The sequence below is a fragment of the Gemmatimonadota bacterium genome (assembly GCA_009838645.1).
Lineage (GTDB): Bacteria > JAAXHH01 > JAAXHH01 > JAAXHH01 > JAAXHH01 > JAAXHH01.
Genome location: VXRC01000017.1, coordinates 82,872 through 98,431, shown reverse-complemented (window position 1 = coordinate 98,431; position 15,560 = coordinate 82,872). Strand labels below are relative to the sequence as shown.

15 protein-coding genes are annotated in these 15,560 nt (G+C 63.1%); 14 read left to right on the top strand and 1 reads right to left on the bottom strand.

Going from position 1 to position 15,560, the window contains the following annotated elements; genetic code table 11:
• Positions 1–12: 12 nt before the first annotated feature.
• The 12 genes from F4Y38_05175 (at position 13) to F4Y38_05120 (ending at position 12,081) form a co-directional block, all read left to right on the top strand.
• The gene (locus F4Y38_05175) at positions 13–588 is read left to right on the top strand and encodes a class I SAM-dependent methyltransferase (protein MXY48679.1); all 576 of its coding nucleotides are present in this window, start codon (positions 13–15) and stop codon (positions 586–588) included.
• A gap of 28 nt (positions 589–616) precedes the next feature.
• A complete protein-coding gene (locus F4Y38_05170; protein ID MXY48678.1) occupies positions 617–928 on the top strand; it encodes a DUF4212 domain-containing protein in 312 nt (103 codons plus the stop codon).
• Positions 929–937: 9 nt separating this feature from the next.
• Positions 938–2,791: a cation acetate symporter gene (locus F4Y38_05165; protein ID MXY48677.1), complete on the top strand. Its 1,854-nt coding sequence runs from the start codon at positions 938–940 to the stop codon at positions 2,789–2,791.
• A gap of 18 nt (positions 2,792–2,809) precedes the next feature.
• Complete coding sequence (locus F4Y38_05160) at positions 2,810–3,595, top strand: glycosyltransferase family 2 protein (protein ID MXY48676.1); 786 nt, start codon at positions 2,810–2,812, stop codon at positions 3,593–3,595.
• 25 nt (positions 3,596–3,620) lie between these two features.
• Positions 3,621–4,409, top strand: a complete 789-nt coding sequence (locus tag F4Y38_05155; GenBank protein ID MXY48675.1) for a glycosyltransferase family 2 protein — start codon at positions 3,621–3,623, stop codon at positions 4,407–4,409.
• On the top strand, positions 4,253–5,383 hold the full coding sequence (locus tag F4Y38_05150; GenBank protein ID MXY48674.1) for a glycosyltransferase: 1,131 nt from the start codon (positions 4,253–4,255) through the stop codon (positions 5,381–5,383). Before F4Y38_05155 ends, F4Y38_05150 begins: the two co-directional genes overlap by 157 nt.
• Positions 5,384–5,440: 57 nt before the next feature.
• Positions 5,441–6,547 (top strand): glycosyltransferase family 9 protein, encoded by a 1,107-nt coding sequence (locus tag F4Y38_05145; protein MXY48673.1) that lies wholly within the window; start codon positions 5,441–5,443, stop codon positions 6,545–6,547.
• 4 nt (positions 6,548–6,551) lie between these two features.
• Positions 6,552–7,601 carry a glycosyltransferase family 9 protein gene (locus F4Y38_05140; GenBank protein ID MXY48672.1) on the top strand — a complete coding sequence of 350 codons (1,050 nt, stop codon included), beginning with the start codon at positions 6,552–6,554 and terminating at the stop codon, positions 7,599–7,601.
• 85 nt (positions 7,602–7,686) lie between these two features.
• Positions 7,687–9,219: an Rne/Rng family ribonuclease gene (locus tag F4Y38_05135; protein ID MXY48671.1), complete on the top strand. Its 1,533-nt coding sequence runs from the start codon at positions 7,687–7,689 to the stop codon at positions 9,217–9,219.
• 37 nt (positions 9,220–9,256) lie between these two features.
• Entirely contained in the window at positions 9,257–9,583 is a 327-nt protein-coding gene (rplU, locus tag F4Y38_05130; protein ID MXY48670.1) for a 50S ribosomal protein L21, read from the top strand.
• 19 nt (positions 9,584–9,602) lie between these two features.
• Positions 9,603–9,857: a 50S ribosomal protein L27 gene (locus F4Y38_05125; GenBank protein ID MXY48669.1), complete on the top strand. Its 255-nt coding sequence runs from the start codon at positions 9,603–9,605 to the stop codon at positions 9,855–9,857.
• 4 nt (positions 9,858–9,861) lie between these two features.
• On the top strand, positions 9,862–12,081 hold the full coding sequence (locus tag F4Y38_05120; GenBank protein MXY48668.1) for a hypothetical protein: 2,220 nt from the start codon (positions 9,862–9,864) through the stop codon (positions 12,079–12,081).
• 4 nt (positions 12,082–12,085) lie between these two features.
• Here F4Y38_05120 and F4Y38_05115 read toward each other — a convergent pair whose 3' ends face one another.
• Positions 12,086–13,915, bottom strand: coding sequence for a hypothetical protein (locus F4Y38_05115; protein ID MXY48667.1), 1,830 nt, complete (start codon positions 13,913–13,915; stop codon positions 12,086–12,088).
• A gap of 257 nt (positions 13,916–14,172) precedes the next feature.
• Between F4Y38_05115 and rpmE the strand changes: the two genes are divergently transcribed.
• Positions 14,173–14,376: a 50S ribosomal protein L31 gene (gene rpmE, locus F4Y38_05110; protein ID MXY48666.1), complete on the top strand. Its 204-nt coding sequence runs from the start codon at positions 14,173–14,175 to the stop codon at positions 14,374–14,376.
• 95 nt (positions 14,377–14,471) lie between these two features.
• Positions 14,472–15,554: a peptide chain release factor 1 gene (gene prfA / locus F4Y38_05105; GenBank protein MXY48665.1), complete on the top strand. Its 1,083-nt coding sequence runs from the start codon at positions 14,472–14,474 to the stop codon at positions 15,552–15,554.
• The last annotated feature ends 6 nt before the right edge of the window (positions 15,555–15,560 follow it).

The following is a 15,560-nucleotide window of genomic DNA, read 5'->3' as shown; positions in this document are numbered from 1 at the left end:
GGCCTTATTCACTTGACACGACCCCTGCCCGCCCATACCATGTTGCCCGCTCAGGCGAACGCCTCCATGGCACGGGAACGGGTGAACATGGCGACCAAACTCGATCTGGGCTGCGGACCATTCGGGAAGCTGGAAGGGGCCGTCGGCCTGGACATCAACGATGCGGCGCACGTGGACGTCGTGCACAGCCTGGACGACTACCCCTATCCCTTCGACGACGCACAATTCGATCACGTCGAGATGTCCCATATCCTGGAGCACATCCTCCAGCCGGCCCGGGCCATGGACGAGGTGTACCGTATCGCGCGGTCCGGGGCTTCGATCCGCATCGTCACGCCCCACTACTCTTCGCAGCTGTCCTATGGCGACCTGACGCACTATCATCACTTCGGCTACGTGACGATTACCCAGATGTGCCGGGACGGACGGTTTCGAATGGACGAATGCAGGCTGATCTTCAGCGACGTCTACCGGGTACTGGGCATCAGCCTGCTCGCCAACTGGTCTCCCCGCAGATGGGAGAAATACCTCGCGTTCATCTTCCCCGGCATGTACGTGGAGGCGAGGCTGACCGTGGTCAAGCCTTGAACGGAATGGGATGAACCGGAGGACCTGCATGTCTGATTCGACGGACACCGCCGGCAGCAGGGCCGCCGCGGCGCTGCGCCGCTACTGGCGGGCCAACATACGGATCATGGCCGTGCTGCTCGGGCTGTGGGCCCTGGCCGGACTGGGGGCCGGCATCCTGTTCGCGGACACGCTCAACGCGTATCGCATATCCGGCACCGGCTTCCCCCTGGGGTTCTGGTTTGCCCACCAGGGCAGCATCATCGTCTTCGTGTTGCTCATACTGGCTTACTGCCTGTACATGAACCGCCTGGACAACCGGCACCGCCGGGAACTCGAAACCACCAGACAGGAAGGGTAGGCGCGGGCGATGTCGGTACAGGCTTGGACCTATTTCTTTGTAGCCCTCTCTTTCGGCCTCTATCTCTTTATCGCGTGGCGTACCCGGGTCCGGGACACCCGGGGCTTCTACGTCGCCGGTCGGGGCGTCCCCGCGGCGGCCAACGGCATGGCCACGGCCGCCGACTGGATGAGCGCGGCATCCTTCATTTCCATGGCCGGGCTGATTTCCACCATGGGATACGCCGGCGGCGTCTATCTCATGGGCTGGACAGGCGGTTACGTGCTGCTGGCGCTGCTGCTGGCGCCGTACCTCCGGAAATTCGGCCACTATACCGTGCCGGATTTCGTAGGCGACCGCTTCGCATCGGACCTCGCGCGCGTGGTGGCTGTCTCGTGCGCCATTTTCATCAGCTTTACATACGTGGCGGGGCAGATGCGCGGCGTGGGCGTCGTCTTCAGCCGGTTTCTCGAGGTGGACATCCATATCGGCGTCATCATCGGGATGGCCATTGTCTTCATCTACGCCACGCTCGGGGGAATGAAGGGCATCACGTGGACCCAGGTCGCCCAGTACTGGGTGCTTATCACCGCCTTTCTGATCCCCGCCATCGCCATCAGCATCAAGCTCACGGGAAGCCCCCTGCCGCAGGCGGGGCTCGGCAGCACGCTGGAGCCTTCGATCGCGGGCGAGACGGGCGTATACCTGCTGGAGAAGCTCAACCAGATACAGGCCGACCTGGGGTTCAGCAGTTACACGGCCACCTTCGTGGGAGGGTGGGACAAGGTCAACGTATTCTGCGTGGCCCTCGCGCTCATGGTGGGCACGGCGGGCCTGCCCCACGTGCTCGTCCGGTTCTATACCGTCAAATCGGTCAAGGCGGCCCGGTGGAGCGCCTTCTGGGCGCTGCTCTTCATATCCCTGCTGTACCTTACCGCGCCCGCGACCGCGGCCTTCGCGCGGTATTACATGATCGACAGCCTGAACGGGAAGACTGCTCAGGAACTTCCGTCCTGGTTCGAGAACTGGGAGAAGACCGGCCTGATCCTGTGGATGGACGACGGAGACGGCGTCATGCGGTATTCGGCCGGTTACGACAACGAGATTTTCCGCGGCGGGTCCCTGTCGCACACGGAACTGTCCTCCATACAGGTCGACCACCAGTCCTGGCTCGATTCGGACGGCGCGGAGGGTGCGGATGGGCGCACGGCCCTCAGGGCCCGGGGGCTTTCCGGTCCGGACCGTGACATCATCGTGCTGGCGACGCCGGAAATGGCCGAACTGGCCAGCTGGATCATCGCGCTCGTCGCGGCCGGCGGTCTGGCGGCGGCCCTGTCCACGGCCAGCGGGCTGCTGCTCGTTATTTCGTCCAGTGTTTCCCACGACCTGTACTACCGCGTACTGCGCCCGAACGCGAGCGAGAGCCAGCGCCTCTCCGTGGGCCGTAGCGTGATTGGCGTAGCCGTGATCGTGGCCGGTGTATTCGGTATCTACCCACCGGGTTTCGTCAGCCAGGTGGTGGCTTTTGCCTTCGGCCTTGCCGCCGCGAGCTTCTTCCCCGCCATCGTACTGGGCATTTTCAGCAAGCGCGTGGGTACGATACCCGCCGTTTGCGGAATCCTGGCCGGTATCGGCTTTACGGCTTTCTACATCATCGCATGCGTATTCTTCGGCATGGAAACCTGGACCTTCGGACTGTTCGCCAACGGCATCAGTCCCCAGGGGATCGGGACGATCGGCATGCTGATCAACTTCGCCGTGACCCTGGGGCTCACGCCGCTTTTCCCCAGGCCCGGCAGGGAAATCGAGGCCATGGTCGACTCGGTCAGGGAACCGGAAGACGCGGGACCCGCGGTGATGATCGAGTCGGCACCGGAACATTGATCCGCGGGAGCCGGCGCCATGTCCCTCTCCGTCATCATCATCGCCCGGAACGAAGCCCCTCGGATCGAAGCCTGCCTGCAGAGCGCGCGGTTCGCCGACGAGATCGTGCTCGTGGACTCGGGGAGCACCGACGATACCGTCGCCATCGCGCGCCAATACGCCGACCGTGTCGTCGAATCGGAGTGGCTGGGCTACGGGCCGACCAAGCAACTGGCCCTGGAGCACGCCACGGGCGACTGGGTGCTCTGGCTGGATGCCGACGAGCGCGTTCCACAGGACCTGCGGGATGAAATCACCGCCGTCATGGACAAGGGGGACCGCGTCGGTTACCGGATCGCGAGGAAGACGCTTTTCCTGGGGCACTGGATCCGGCATTGCGGATGGTACCCCGACTACGTGCTGCGCCTCTTCCGGCGCGGGGCCGATCCCCGGTTCACCGGCGACGAGGTCCACGAGGCGCTGCGCATCCGGGGACCGGTCGGCGACCTGAAGCACCCCATGATCCACGATACCGATCCCACCCTCCACCACTACCTGGACAAGTTCAACAGCTTCACCAGTCTCGGCGCCCGCCAGCTCTACCGCTCGGGCAGGCGTTTCCGTTTGACAGATCTGGTTTTCCGTCCGATTTTTACCCTGTTCAAAATGTACGTGTTGCGTAGAGGTTTCCTGGACGGCCTGCCGGGATTCATCCTGTGCGGCCTTTCCGCCTGTTACGTTTTCACCAAGTACGCCAAGCTCTGGCACCTTCACCTCCGGGGCTCCGCCGACGCCGAGTCGGGCGCGGGGGGCCGATCCTCCTGAAACCGCGCATCCACCGACGTCTCCCATGCAATCGCTGACCGTCGTCGTGATCACGTACAATGAGGAGCGCAAGCTCCGGCGCTGCCTGGACCCGGTTTCCTGGGCCGATGAGATCATCGTGGTGGACAGCGGCAGCACCGACGGCACGGTGGAAATCGCGGAATCCTGCGGAGGACGGGTGTTTCAGCGGCCGTGGTCCGGTTTCGCCGACCAGCGGAACTTCGGCATGGAGCAGGCCCGGGGAGACTGGATCCTCTTTCTCGACGCGGATGAATACGTCACGGAAGGTCTCGAAGCGCGGATCCGAGACCTGCTGCGGTCCGGCGGGGATTTCGACGGGTACAAGATCCACCGCCAGGAACACTTTCTCCGGTTTCCCATCCGGCACGGAACGCTCAACCCAAGCTACCAGCCCCGACTCCTCAAAAACGGCAAGGGGTACTGGACCGGCGGTGCGCACGCCCACATCGAGATAAACGGCCACGGCGAACCGGGACTGATCCACGAAGACCTTTACCACGATTCGCACAACACGCTCTCCGATTTCATCGCCCGGATCGACCAATACACTTCCGTGGACGCGGAAGAGCGGATCCAGGCGGGACAGCGCGTGGGACGGCTGCGCCTGGTGTTTTCCCCCCTCGGCATGGCCTGGAAATGCTACATCGTGAAAAGGGGGTACAGGGACGGATTTCCCGGTCTCCTCTTCAGCCTGTGCATGGGGATTTACTCGTTCCTGAGGCTGGTCAAGGTCTGGCAGGGAGAAAACGGGGCGGAGGGGCGCGCGGAAGGTCCGGCAAAGCCCTCCGAGTGACGGCCGATTCGGATGGAGTCATGGCACAGCGCGAACGATGCAGTATCGTGATCCCGACGTGGAATGCGGGCTATCTGGTCGAACGGTGCCTGCGTTCATTGAAAGACCACGGGGCAGCGGACCGGGCGGAGATCGTGGTAGTGGACGACGGGAGCACGGCCGACACGGCCGAAAGGACGTGGGCGACCTGTCCGGACGCGGTCCTGGTCAGGCACGACGGGAACAGGGGGTTCGCCGCAGCCTGCAACACGGGGGTGTCGCGGGCTTCGCACGAGGTCGTGGTCCTGCTCAACAACGACGTCGTCGCCACCGGCCCCTTCCTGGATCCCCTCCTTTCCCATTTCCGTGACGATCGGGTGTTCGCCGTCAATCCACGGGTCTACCAGGCCGGGGACGGGCGTCCCGGCGGCGGTCTCGTGCGGGGCGCCATGCACTGCGGACTGCTGCGGCTGAGGTGGGCGGAACGTGAGTCCCTGCGGGAAGGCCGCGCACTCACCCTCTACGCCAACGGGGCCGCCATGGCGGTATCCCGGTCGAAGTACCTGGCACTGGGCGGATTCGATACGTTGTACGCCCCGTTCTACTCGGAAGACCTGGACCTGTCCTATCGCGCGTACCTGCGGGGGTGGACCGTGCTGTATGAACCGGAAAGCCGGCTCACCCACGAACACGGCGCGACGATCGCCACGCGGCACGGCCGGGCCTTCATCGACCGCGTCAGCGCGAGAAACCGGATTCTCTTCGTGTGGCGCAACGTGCGGGACCTCAGGTACCTGGTGTCGCATGTCCTCTGGATGATGGCTCGTTTCCTCGGCGCGGTGCTGAAGGGCGACCTGACCTTCCCGCGTGCGCTGATGGACGCGGCGCGCCTCGTGGATGGGGTGAGGACGCGGCGGCGATCCGACCCGGATCCCGTAGCAACCGACCGCGAGATCCTGGGGTCGACGTCCGGGTGGGCGGGCCGCGAAAGTTGAGCACGCGATGCGGCCTGATCGGCGGATCTCCGGGAAGCCAGGTGAGAGTCGCGCCCGATGGCCGGATCAGCGGATACCCCGCGCAGAAGTAACGCTCGAGGTCTTATGGACGCCCCGAAGGCAAGACGGATCCTCATTTCCCGTTTGCGCTACATCGGCGACGTGGTGCTTACCACGCCGGTGATCAGGGCGTTGAAGCGGCACTACGCGGAAGCGGAACTCTACTACCTCGCAGAGGCGGGACCCGCGGCGGTCCTCGCTCGGAACCCTTACCTGAAAGAGGTGATCGCGCTGCCGGACGAACTCCTGCCGGGCCGGTCCGTGCTGACGCGCTGCGGTGAACAGCTGGGCTTCCTCCGTGATCTGCGAAAGCGCCGTTTCGACCTGGTGATCGATCTCTTCGGCAATCCGCGCAGCGCGCTGCTGACCCTGGCCGCGGGCGCGCGGTACCGGGTCGGTTATGACGTGAGGGGAAGGGGCGCGGCGTACAATATCAAGATCAGGCGGTCGGCTTCGCTTCGTGTAGTGGATGCCTATCTGGATGCGGTCCGTTCGATCGGCGTTCCCGTGGATGACGACCGCACCGAGGTCCACTTCTCCGCCGAAGACGCGGCATGGGCCAATTTCTGGCTCGCGAAGCGGGGCGTGGACGGCGACCGCCGGATCGCCGCGCTGAACCCCGGCGCCAGCTGGCCGGCCAAGACGTGGAGCGCGGGCCGATTCGCCGAACTGGCCCGCCGGATGATCGAAGCGTTGAACCTCCGGGTACTGCTGGTCGCGGGACCGGGGCAGCGGGAGGCCGTGACCGGGTTGGCCGACATGGCGGGCCACGCCTGTCCCGTCGTGGAAACCGCTTCGCTGACCCGGTTGGCCGCGTTGATCCGGCGGTGCGACCTGTTCGTTTCCAATGACTGCGGGCCGATGCATATCGCCACGGCCGTGGGCACGCCCACGATCGGCCTTTTCGGTCCGAGCAACCCGCGGATCTGGTTTCCCTATTCCCAGGCTGCAGGGCACGTCGCCCTGGAGGCCGGTGCGGACGACTGTTGCGGCCGCGATTACTGTGTCCGGCCTGTCGCCTGCATCGAATCGATATCGCCGTGCCAGGTGCTGGAGGCCGCGGAGTCCGTCCTGCGCGGGACCTCCAACCGTCCGGCGGAGTAGGCCTATGCCCGAAGATCCCAGGCGCATACTGGTCATCAAACTGCGGGCCACCGGAGACGTCGTCCTGGCGACGCCCGTCATCGAGAACCTGAAGCGGCGCTTCCCACGGGCCCGCCTCTCCTTCCTGTCGGAAGAGGCTTCCGCCGACGTCCTGCGGTGGAATCCCTTGCTGGACGAACTCATCGTGCTGCCCCTGCGCCGGTGGGGAAGCCTGGGCATCCGTGGTTCCTGGCGCGAACAGGCGCGGTTCTATCGCAACCTGCGCCAGAGACGCTTCGATCTCGTATTCGACCTCTTCGGAAATCCCCGCAGCGCCTTGTTGACCTGGCTGACCGGTGCGCCGGAACGGGTCGGTTTCGCCTTCCGGGGACGCCGACACGCCTACACCACCGTGGTTACGCCCTCCGGCCGGCCAGGGCACGAGGTCCTGTTCCACCTGGAAGCCCTGGAGGCGCTGGACATCCCGGTGACCACCGACCGGCCGCGTGTCAACGTACCCGGGACGGCCGGCGGGAAAGCAGAACGGTGGCTGCGTGAGCACGCCCCGGACGCGCGCGTGCTGATCGGTCTGAATCCGGGCGGAGGTTGGGCCATCAAGCGCTGGCCGCCCGAGTTTTTCGGCCGCCTGGCCGACGCCCTGATCGATGGACACGGCGTGGATGTCCTGGTCCTGTGGGGTCCGGGCGAGGAAGGGCTCGTCGCGCGGGTAACCGGCGCCATGCGCAACCGCCCCCTCGTGCTTCCGGAGACGACGCTCGCCGAACTCGGCGCATTCCTTAAACGCTGCGGCCTGCTGGTCAGCAACGACAGCGCGCCGATGCACATAGCCGCGGCGCTGAACGTTCCCACCGTCGGCATCTTCGGTCCCACCGACCCCCGCGCACAGGGGCCCTGGGGCGACGGTCACGGCGTGGTGCGGAAGGAAAGCGTCGACTGTCTAGGCTGCAACCGGATCAAGTGTCCGATCGGCAATATATGCATGACGACACTTGAACCCGGGGAGCTGCTGGAGAAGATACGCGCGTATATTCCGGTCGGAATAGTCGGAACTTGACACCACGCCATCCGAATGTTATATTTAACTACTTTGGAACATTTACGTTAACCGGCGCTTAAGGGACCATACAGAAGGTTGATATTTGCGGAAAGACATCATAGTTGAGACGGCCACGCACGAAACGCGCATCGCGATGCTCGAGGATAACCATCTCGTCGAGCTGCTGGTCGAACGCCCGGAACACGAACGCGTGGTCGGGAACATCTGCAAGGGCGTTGTAACGGCGGTCATACCGAGCATTCAGGCGGCCTTTGTGGATATCGGCCTGGACAAGGCGGCCTTCCTGCAGGCATCGGATGTAACCAGTGGGGCCGACTGGATTGATTTCGATGACGACGAGAACCAGGATTCCGGATCCGGAAGGAGCAAGGACCGGGAGTACCAGATCCAGGAGATGGTCAAGGAAGGCCAGGAAATCGTCGTCCAGATCACGAAGGAGTCCATCGGCACCAAGGGACCGCGGGTCACCTCCCAGATTTCCCTGCCGGGCAGGTTCCTCGTGCTGGTACCCCATGCCAATTACGTCGGCGTTTCCCGGCGTATAGACGACTGGAACGAAAAGCGCAGGCTTAGGGACCTGGCCAGGAAACTCAAGGACGACGACTTCGGGGTCATCGTGCGGACCGCCGCACTGGGCAAATCGGATTCCGAGTTGAAGAACGACCTCAAGCAACTGACCAGGACATGGCGGACTATAGAGAAGGAGGTCGGGAAGACGCCGGCGCCCGCCATGATCCACAAGGACGTCGAAATGACGTCCGGGATGATACGGGACCTGTTCACGCCCGACATCGACAGCGTGATCATCGACTCGAAGGCGGTATACAAGGAGATCCTGGCCTATCTCAAGGGCGTGGCCCCCCAGCTTCGCGAGCGCGTCCACATGTACGACGGGACGGCGCCGGTGTTCGACGCCTACGGGATCGAGAACGAGATCGGCAAGGCGCTCCACCGGAAGGTATGGCTGAAGAACGGCGGCTACATCCTCATCGAACCCACCGAGGCGTTGGTGACGATCGACGTGAATTCAGGACGGTACGCGGGTTCCAGGGGTCACGAGGAAACCGTATTCCAGACCAACCTGGAAGCCTGCGCGGAGGTGGCGCGGCAGCTCAGGCTCAGGGATATCGGGGGTATCATCGTCATCGATTTCATTGACATGGAAGACCGCGGGAACCGGCGCCAGGTGCACCAGGAAATGGAGAAGGCCATGTCCCACGACCGCGCGCGGACACGCATGTCCAAGGAGATCAGCGAATTCGGGCTGATCGAGATGACCCGCCAGCGGATTCGCCCCAGCCTGCTGTTCACCTTCAGCGAGGCGTGCCCGGTGTGCGACGGGACCGGCCGCATCATGTCGCGCATCACCATGGTCACCCAGATCGGCCGGTGGCTGAAGCGGGCCAAGCCCGGCCTGAGAGAACGAAAGCTCAAGCTCAAAGTGCATCCCACCGTGGCGTTGAGTCTGCATGAGAACGGACGGGAGAAACTGGTGAACCTGCAGGACGAGTACAAGATGCAACTTCAAGTCGAGGAAGACCCGTTCCTGCACGTGGAAGAGTTCCGCGTGTTTTCGGGCAAACGGGACCTGGACGTGACCGACGAGTTCAAGTAAGCGGACCACCGGACCAAACGGACAAGGAGCGAGATAGATGTACGCTGTAATCAGATCCGGCGATCAGCAGTTCAGTGTCAACGAGGGAGACACGATCCAGGTCGAGAAGATCGCCGCCGAAGTGGGAGACGAGATCACCATCGACCAGGTGCTCCTCCTGGGCGGCGGAGAGACGCTGGTCGGCACGCCGACGGTGGCCGGGGCCACCGTGACGGCCAAAGTCACCGAGCAGGGCCGCCATCCCAAGATCGTGGTGTTCAAGATGAAACGCCGGAAGAACTACCGCCGGAAGAGAGGGCACAGGCAGCCGTATACCGCGCTCGAAATCACCGGTATCAACTACGACCCAAGCGCATCCAACTGACCGGAAAGGATTTTCTCAGATGGCCCACAAGAAAGGTGTAGGTAGTTCCCGCAACGGGAGAGACAGCAACCCCAAGTTTCTCGGCGTCAAGACCGGAGACGGCATGCGCGTCCGGGCCGGCAACATCATCGTCCGGCAGCGGGGAACGCGGATTCTGCCCGGAGAAAACGTAGGGCGCGGCAACGACGACACCCTCTTCGCATTGACGGACGGCATCGTCCAGTTCCGCCGGTACGGGAAGAAGCGCACGCAGGTCCATATCGCCGACGGGTGACCCCATGGCGATCGACGCCGACGCCGTCGTTCGGAAGGCGAAAGCCGGGATCTCCGGTTTCCTCGAAGAGCAGTTCCGCCACGGGCTGATCGACGAAGGGCTCTACGACCAGGCCCGTCTGAACGTGCTTCCGAATCTGCGCCGCTGGTTGACCGACCCTCACATCAGCCGGTTGTCCCCACGGCTCGGCGAAGGACTGAGAAGCGCCGTCGAAGCGGCCAGGTGGGACGAACTGGTCGAAGCCTACGTGGACGAGATCAAGTTCGGCACGGCGGGCATACGCGGTAAAGCCGCCATGTCGGACGAAGAACTGCTGATCCTCGCCCGGGACGGCATGGACGCCCCCATCCTCAAGGGGCCGAATACCCTCAACAACATCGTTCTCCTGCTGAAGTCAACGGGCGTCGCGAAGTACGCGACCGCCCATGGACTCCGGTCCATCGTCATCGGCTATGACAGCCGGGTGGCGGGCCAGGATTTCGCCCGGCTGGTATCCGGGGTATTCCTCGCGGAGGGGCTGAAAGTCTACCTCTTCGACGAAGCCTGTCCGTACCCTGAAATGACCTTCGCCATACCGACGCTGGGCGCCGACATGGGCATTCTGATTTCGGCGAGCCATAACGACCGCAGATACAATGGCTACAAGCTTTCCGCCAGGACGGGATCGCAGTTTTCTCCACAGGAACGATCGGTCATCTACAACGACTACATCCGTAAAACGACGCCGTCCCAGGTCGCTCTCCTCGACTTCGATGACGCCGGGGCCGATCCTGAGCACCCCGAAGACCCTCGCCGTGACGGCAACAAGCTCGTGTTCCTGGGCGGCGCCGCACCACTGGCCGGATTCGACTATCGCGGCCGTCCCCTCGTAGATATCCATAGGATGTACCAGGACCAGATCCGGGGATTCATTTCCGACGCCGCGATGATGAAGTCGTGGGCGCCCACCATCGGAATCGGGTACTGCGCGTTTCACGGGGCCGGACGAAAGGCGGTGCCCCGGCTGTTGAGCGATTTCGGTTTCACCCGGGTGGACACGGTAACCCGCCACCGGTTGAACGAGCTCAACGGGCTCTTCCCCGCCTTTCAGGACCATCCCGAACAACAACCGGACCCGGGTGATCCCACGGCGTCCGAGATCGCCGTCGACGCGTACGTCGAACAGTACGGCGCGGATGCCATGGAGGCGCTCGACCTGATGATCGGGACCGACCCGGACGCCGACCGGGCGGGGCTCGTGGTCAAGGTCCCCCGGGCCTTCCGGCAATACCACGACAACCGGTCCCATGTGCTGCTGTCGGCCGACGACGCATGGTCTCTGCTGCTCTGGTATCGCCTGTCGCACGGCGCCGGGAGCACGCGGGCGTTTCACCCGCGGCCGGAAGAGTCGTTCATCGTGCTTTCCCACATCACGACCGACGCACTGGTGCGGATCGCACGGAAACACGGCGTCGGCGTCGTAAAGACCTGGGTCGGGTTCGGCCTGATCGCCAACGCGGTGGAACGGGTGTGGTCGGGCGACGACCTGTCGGATCCCCGGTTCAAAGATACCGTCTATCAGACCGTGGATATGGAGGGCATGCCCCGACGCTGCAACGTGGGCTGCCTGGAGCAGAGCAACGGGTTCAGTATCCTGGGAGGACCGCCCGCCCAGGCCGCGGCCATGGGAAGCAACGGCCACGTGCGCGACAAGGACGGTGTCTTCGCCGCGATCCTGCTCGCCGAAGTGGCGGCCTATGCCGCGTCCCATGGGACGACGGTATACGAACTGATCGACGAACAGATTTACCTGGATCCCGATATCGGGTATTTCGCCACCGACGTCGTTCCGGTCCCGCGTTGGGGAGAATTCAAGGGATTGGAAGGGTTGACGCGGAAGATCGCCATCCTGAGACGTTGCGCGGAGCTGGGACAACGCGTGCGGGACGGTGCGTCCCTTACGCTGGACGGTCTCCCGGTGCGGTCATCGGAGACCTTCGTGGCGGGCAAGTACGCGGACGCGCACCAGTGGCCGGGATTTCCCGACGAGGGCATTCGGTTCTATTTCGACGAGGAGAGACTCAACTACCTGACCGTGCGGCCGTCGGGTACGTCCCAGTGCTTCAGGTTCCACATCCAGTTGAAAGCGGAGAACCTGTCGCGAAGCGGTCTGGCGCGGCAGAAGTACGAGACCAGGATGCGCGCCCGGAGGATCATCTACGCAATGCGCGACCTGATTATGTAGCGTGCTATATGGCGAAGAAATCCCTCAGGTTGTTTTCGATTACGGCGTCTTCGCGCAGCCTGGTAAGCCATTCCTGGTAGAGTTGATTTTGCTTCTGGATCAGCAACTGCCGTTTCAGGTTCTCCTTCACCATCTCGTAGGTCGTCTCATCGACCGGTTCCCTGTCCACCAGCTGGATGAGGTAGTAACCCCGTTCCCCTTCTACGACTTCGCTGAGCTCGCCGGTCTCCGACAGCTGGAAGGCCCCCCTGATGAAATCCAGATCCTGCCCGATTCGAGGGATGAATGCCTGCTGCCGCGTAATGGGATCCGTGGTGGCGACCCGGTCCGCCATCTCACCGCCTAACGCGTCCAGGTTGCCGCCTGCGAGGCTTGATCGGACCTCTTCGCCGCGGAGCCTGGCCTGTTCCATTTTCCCGTTCCGCACGAGGATCGATCGGATGCGCAGTTCCACTTCCTCGAGGGGCAGTACGCCCGCCGGTTTTTCACCGGCGTTCGCAAGGACGTAGAAACCGCTGGTGTTCTCCAGCACCTCTCCGATTTCACCGGGTTCGGATGCGAAGGCGAAAGACGACGCGCCGACCAGGTACCCGATGCCGGGGATGAACCCGTCGGGGCGGTCGGCGAAAAACCCGGTGGATTCGACCCGGAGGGAATCCGGCATGGCGCCGGCGAAGCGGACCGCATCCTCCAGGCCGCTTTCGACGGCCCGGGCCTGAAGCTGTCTCGCCAGGTCGTTCAGCTCGCCCAGGGTCTGCTGTCCGGTCATGGTCCTCAGGAGTATGTGGCGCGCGCGAACCTGTTCCTCGCCGTCCCTGACCGCTGTCTCTTCCACCTTGATGATGTGCCAGCCATACTCCGTCTTCACGGGATTCGAAATGGAGCCGGGCGCCGTTCCAAAGGCGGCCGCTTCGAATTCCGGGACCATGGCGTTTTGGCCGAAGAAGCCCAGGTCTCCTCCCTCGGCGGCGTTGGATGTGTCCTCGGAGAAGTCCCTGGCCAGGGTTTCGAAATCAGCGCCGTTGGCAAGCTGGTCGTAAAGCTCGTTGATCTGTCGTTCGACACGCTGGGAATCGGCCACGCTCGGTTGCTTCGGAATCATGACGTAGGAAATCGAAACCTGGTCGTCCTCCAGGAACGCTTCGGGATGCTCCGAATAGTACACGGCGATATCTTCATCGGTGATCGATTCCGGTTCCACGACCTGGTCTTCCGGATCGAACAGGAGATATCTGGCCGTAAGCCGCTCGTTCTGATTCATGAAGGCCTGCCGGACTTCCAGGTCCGTTACGCGGGCGCCCGACACCACGCGGCTGACGAGCTTCTGCCTGGGGAGCAGCATGCGGTACTGGTCTTCGAGAAACGTCCAGCCTTCGACCGCCGGATCGTTCAGCGCCTGGAGATATTTGGTCTGGTCGAATTCGCCGTCCGTCTGGAACATTTCCTGCTGCCTGATGTACTCCGGTGGATTCGTGCGGATCGCCTCCAGTATCTCGGCGTCGGTTACGCTGATGCCCTGCTGACCGATGTGCTGTTCGAGCAACGTGAGGTTTACACGCTGGTCCCATACTTCGTTGATGATTTCGCGGCGCCGGAATTCGTCCAAGCTGCCGCCCTGCTGCTGGCGGTCGATTTCCTGCTGGCGTTCCACTTCAAACCGCATTTCCTCGTAGGACACGGATTCGCCGTTGATCGAACCTACGGCATTCTGCCCGCCCGGGCCCCTGCCGGTCATGTCAGCGCCCCATTCCAGGCCGATCAGTCCTACGAACGCTATCACCAGGATGATCATGACGACGTGGGTTCGTTCTCTCAGTAGTTTCATCAAGGCCATCTTGCCAGTGCTCCTTACGGACTTGCGGCGTCTGAGCCAGCCAGGCCGACCGCATGTTTCCGGACGATGTTGAAAAGACACGTCAATATAAAGGACCGGCCAATCGTCGGCAACTCCTTTGTCCTGAGGCCGGCCGGCAGGGGGGCAAAAGATGCTTGACAGTCCTTGCCGCTTCGCCTATTATTGCCTGCGCGCTTCGACCGACAAGCGGACCGGCCGTGCTGTTTTCATAGCGATGACCTCAAGGAGTAAGCCCGATGAAGAGCGGTATTCACCCGGAATACAAAGAAATCACGGTATCCTGCGCCTGTGGCAATACATTCCAGACACGATCGACGATCGACACGATCCACGTGGAGATCTGTTCGGCGTGCCATCCCTTCTATACCGGGAAGCAGAAGATGGTCGACAGTGCGGGCCGCGTGGAACGCTTCAACAGGAAGTACGGAATAAACGAGTAATCCTCAGGCCGAAGTCGCCGGTCCCTTCCAGGCGCGATGGCCACGCTTGCCTCGACCTTCGGTTGCGCCGCTCCCCTTTCCTATTCCATGCCTCCATGTTACTCCATCAACTCGAAAACATCGTGCGACGCTTCGAGTCGCTCGACCGTCAACTGGCGGACCCTTCCGTAACCACCAATCCGCAGAAAATGCGCGAAATCGGGCGGGCGTACCGGGAACTGACCCCGGTCGTCGACCGGTACCGCGTGTACCGGAAAGTCCTGGACGACCTCGAATCGGCCCGGTCGGTGCTGCAGGAGTCCGCGGCCGATCCCGACATGGCCGAACTCGCCCGGGACGAGGTGGAAAGCCTCGACCGGGAACGGACGGCCATGGAGGAGGAGCTCACGCGAATGATCGTTCCCAGGGATCCCGAAGACGAGCGCAATATCATCTGCGAGATCCGTGCGGGTACGGGAGGTGACGAGGCGGCGATCTTCGCCGGAGAGTTGTTCCGCATGTACAGCCGGTACGCGGACAGCCGCGGATGGAAGACGGAAACGCTGAATTCCAACGGGGCGGAGAGGGGCGGCGTCAAGGAGGTCTTCTTCCAGATCGAGGGCAAGGGGGTCTACGGAAGGCTGAAGAACGAAAGCGGTGTCCACCGCGTGCAGCGGGTTCCCGTAACGGAAACACAGGGGCGGGTGCACACCTCCGCCGCCTCGGTGGTCATTCTGCCCGAAGCGGAGGAAGTCGATGTGGAAATCGACGAGAAGAAAGACCTTGTCTTCGATGTTTTCCGTTCCTCCGGCCCGGGCGGCCAGAGCGTGAACACGACCGATTCCGCGGTACGCATTACCCATGTGCCGACCGGCCTGGTCGTCTCGTGCCAGGACGAGAAGTCGCAGCACAAGAACAAGGCCAAGGCGATGAAGGTGTTGCGCGCCCGCCTGCTGGACATGGCCCGGCAGGAACAGGAAGCGGAGATGGCGAGCAGCCGACGGTCCCAGGTGAGATCGGGAGACCGAAGCGAGAAGATCCGGACCTACAACTTCCCGCAGGGAAGGGTCACGGACCATCGCATCGGTCTGACGCTGTACAAGATCGACCAGATCCTCGAAGGGGACATCGACGAGATCGTGGAGTCCCTGGCGGAGGCGGACCGGGCGGAGAAAATGGCCCAGTTGACGTCTGCATGACGCAGG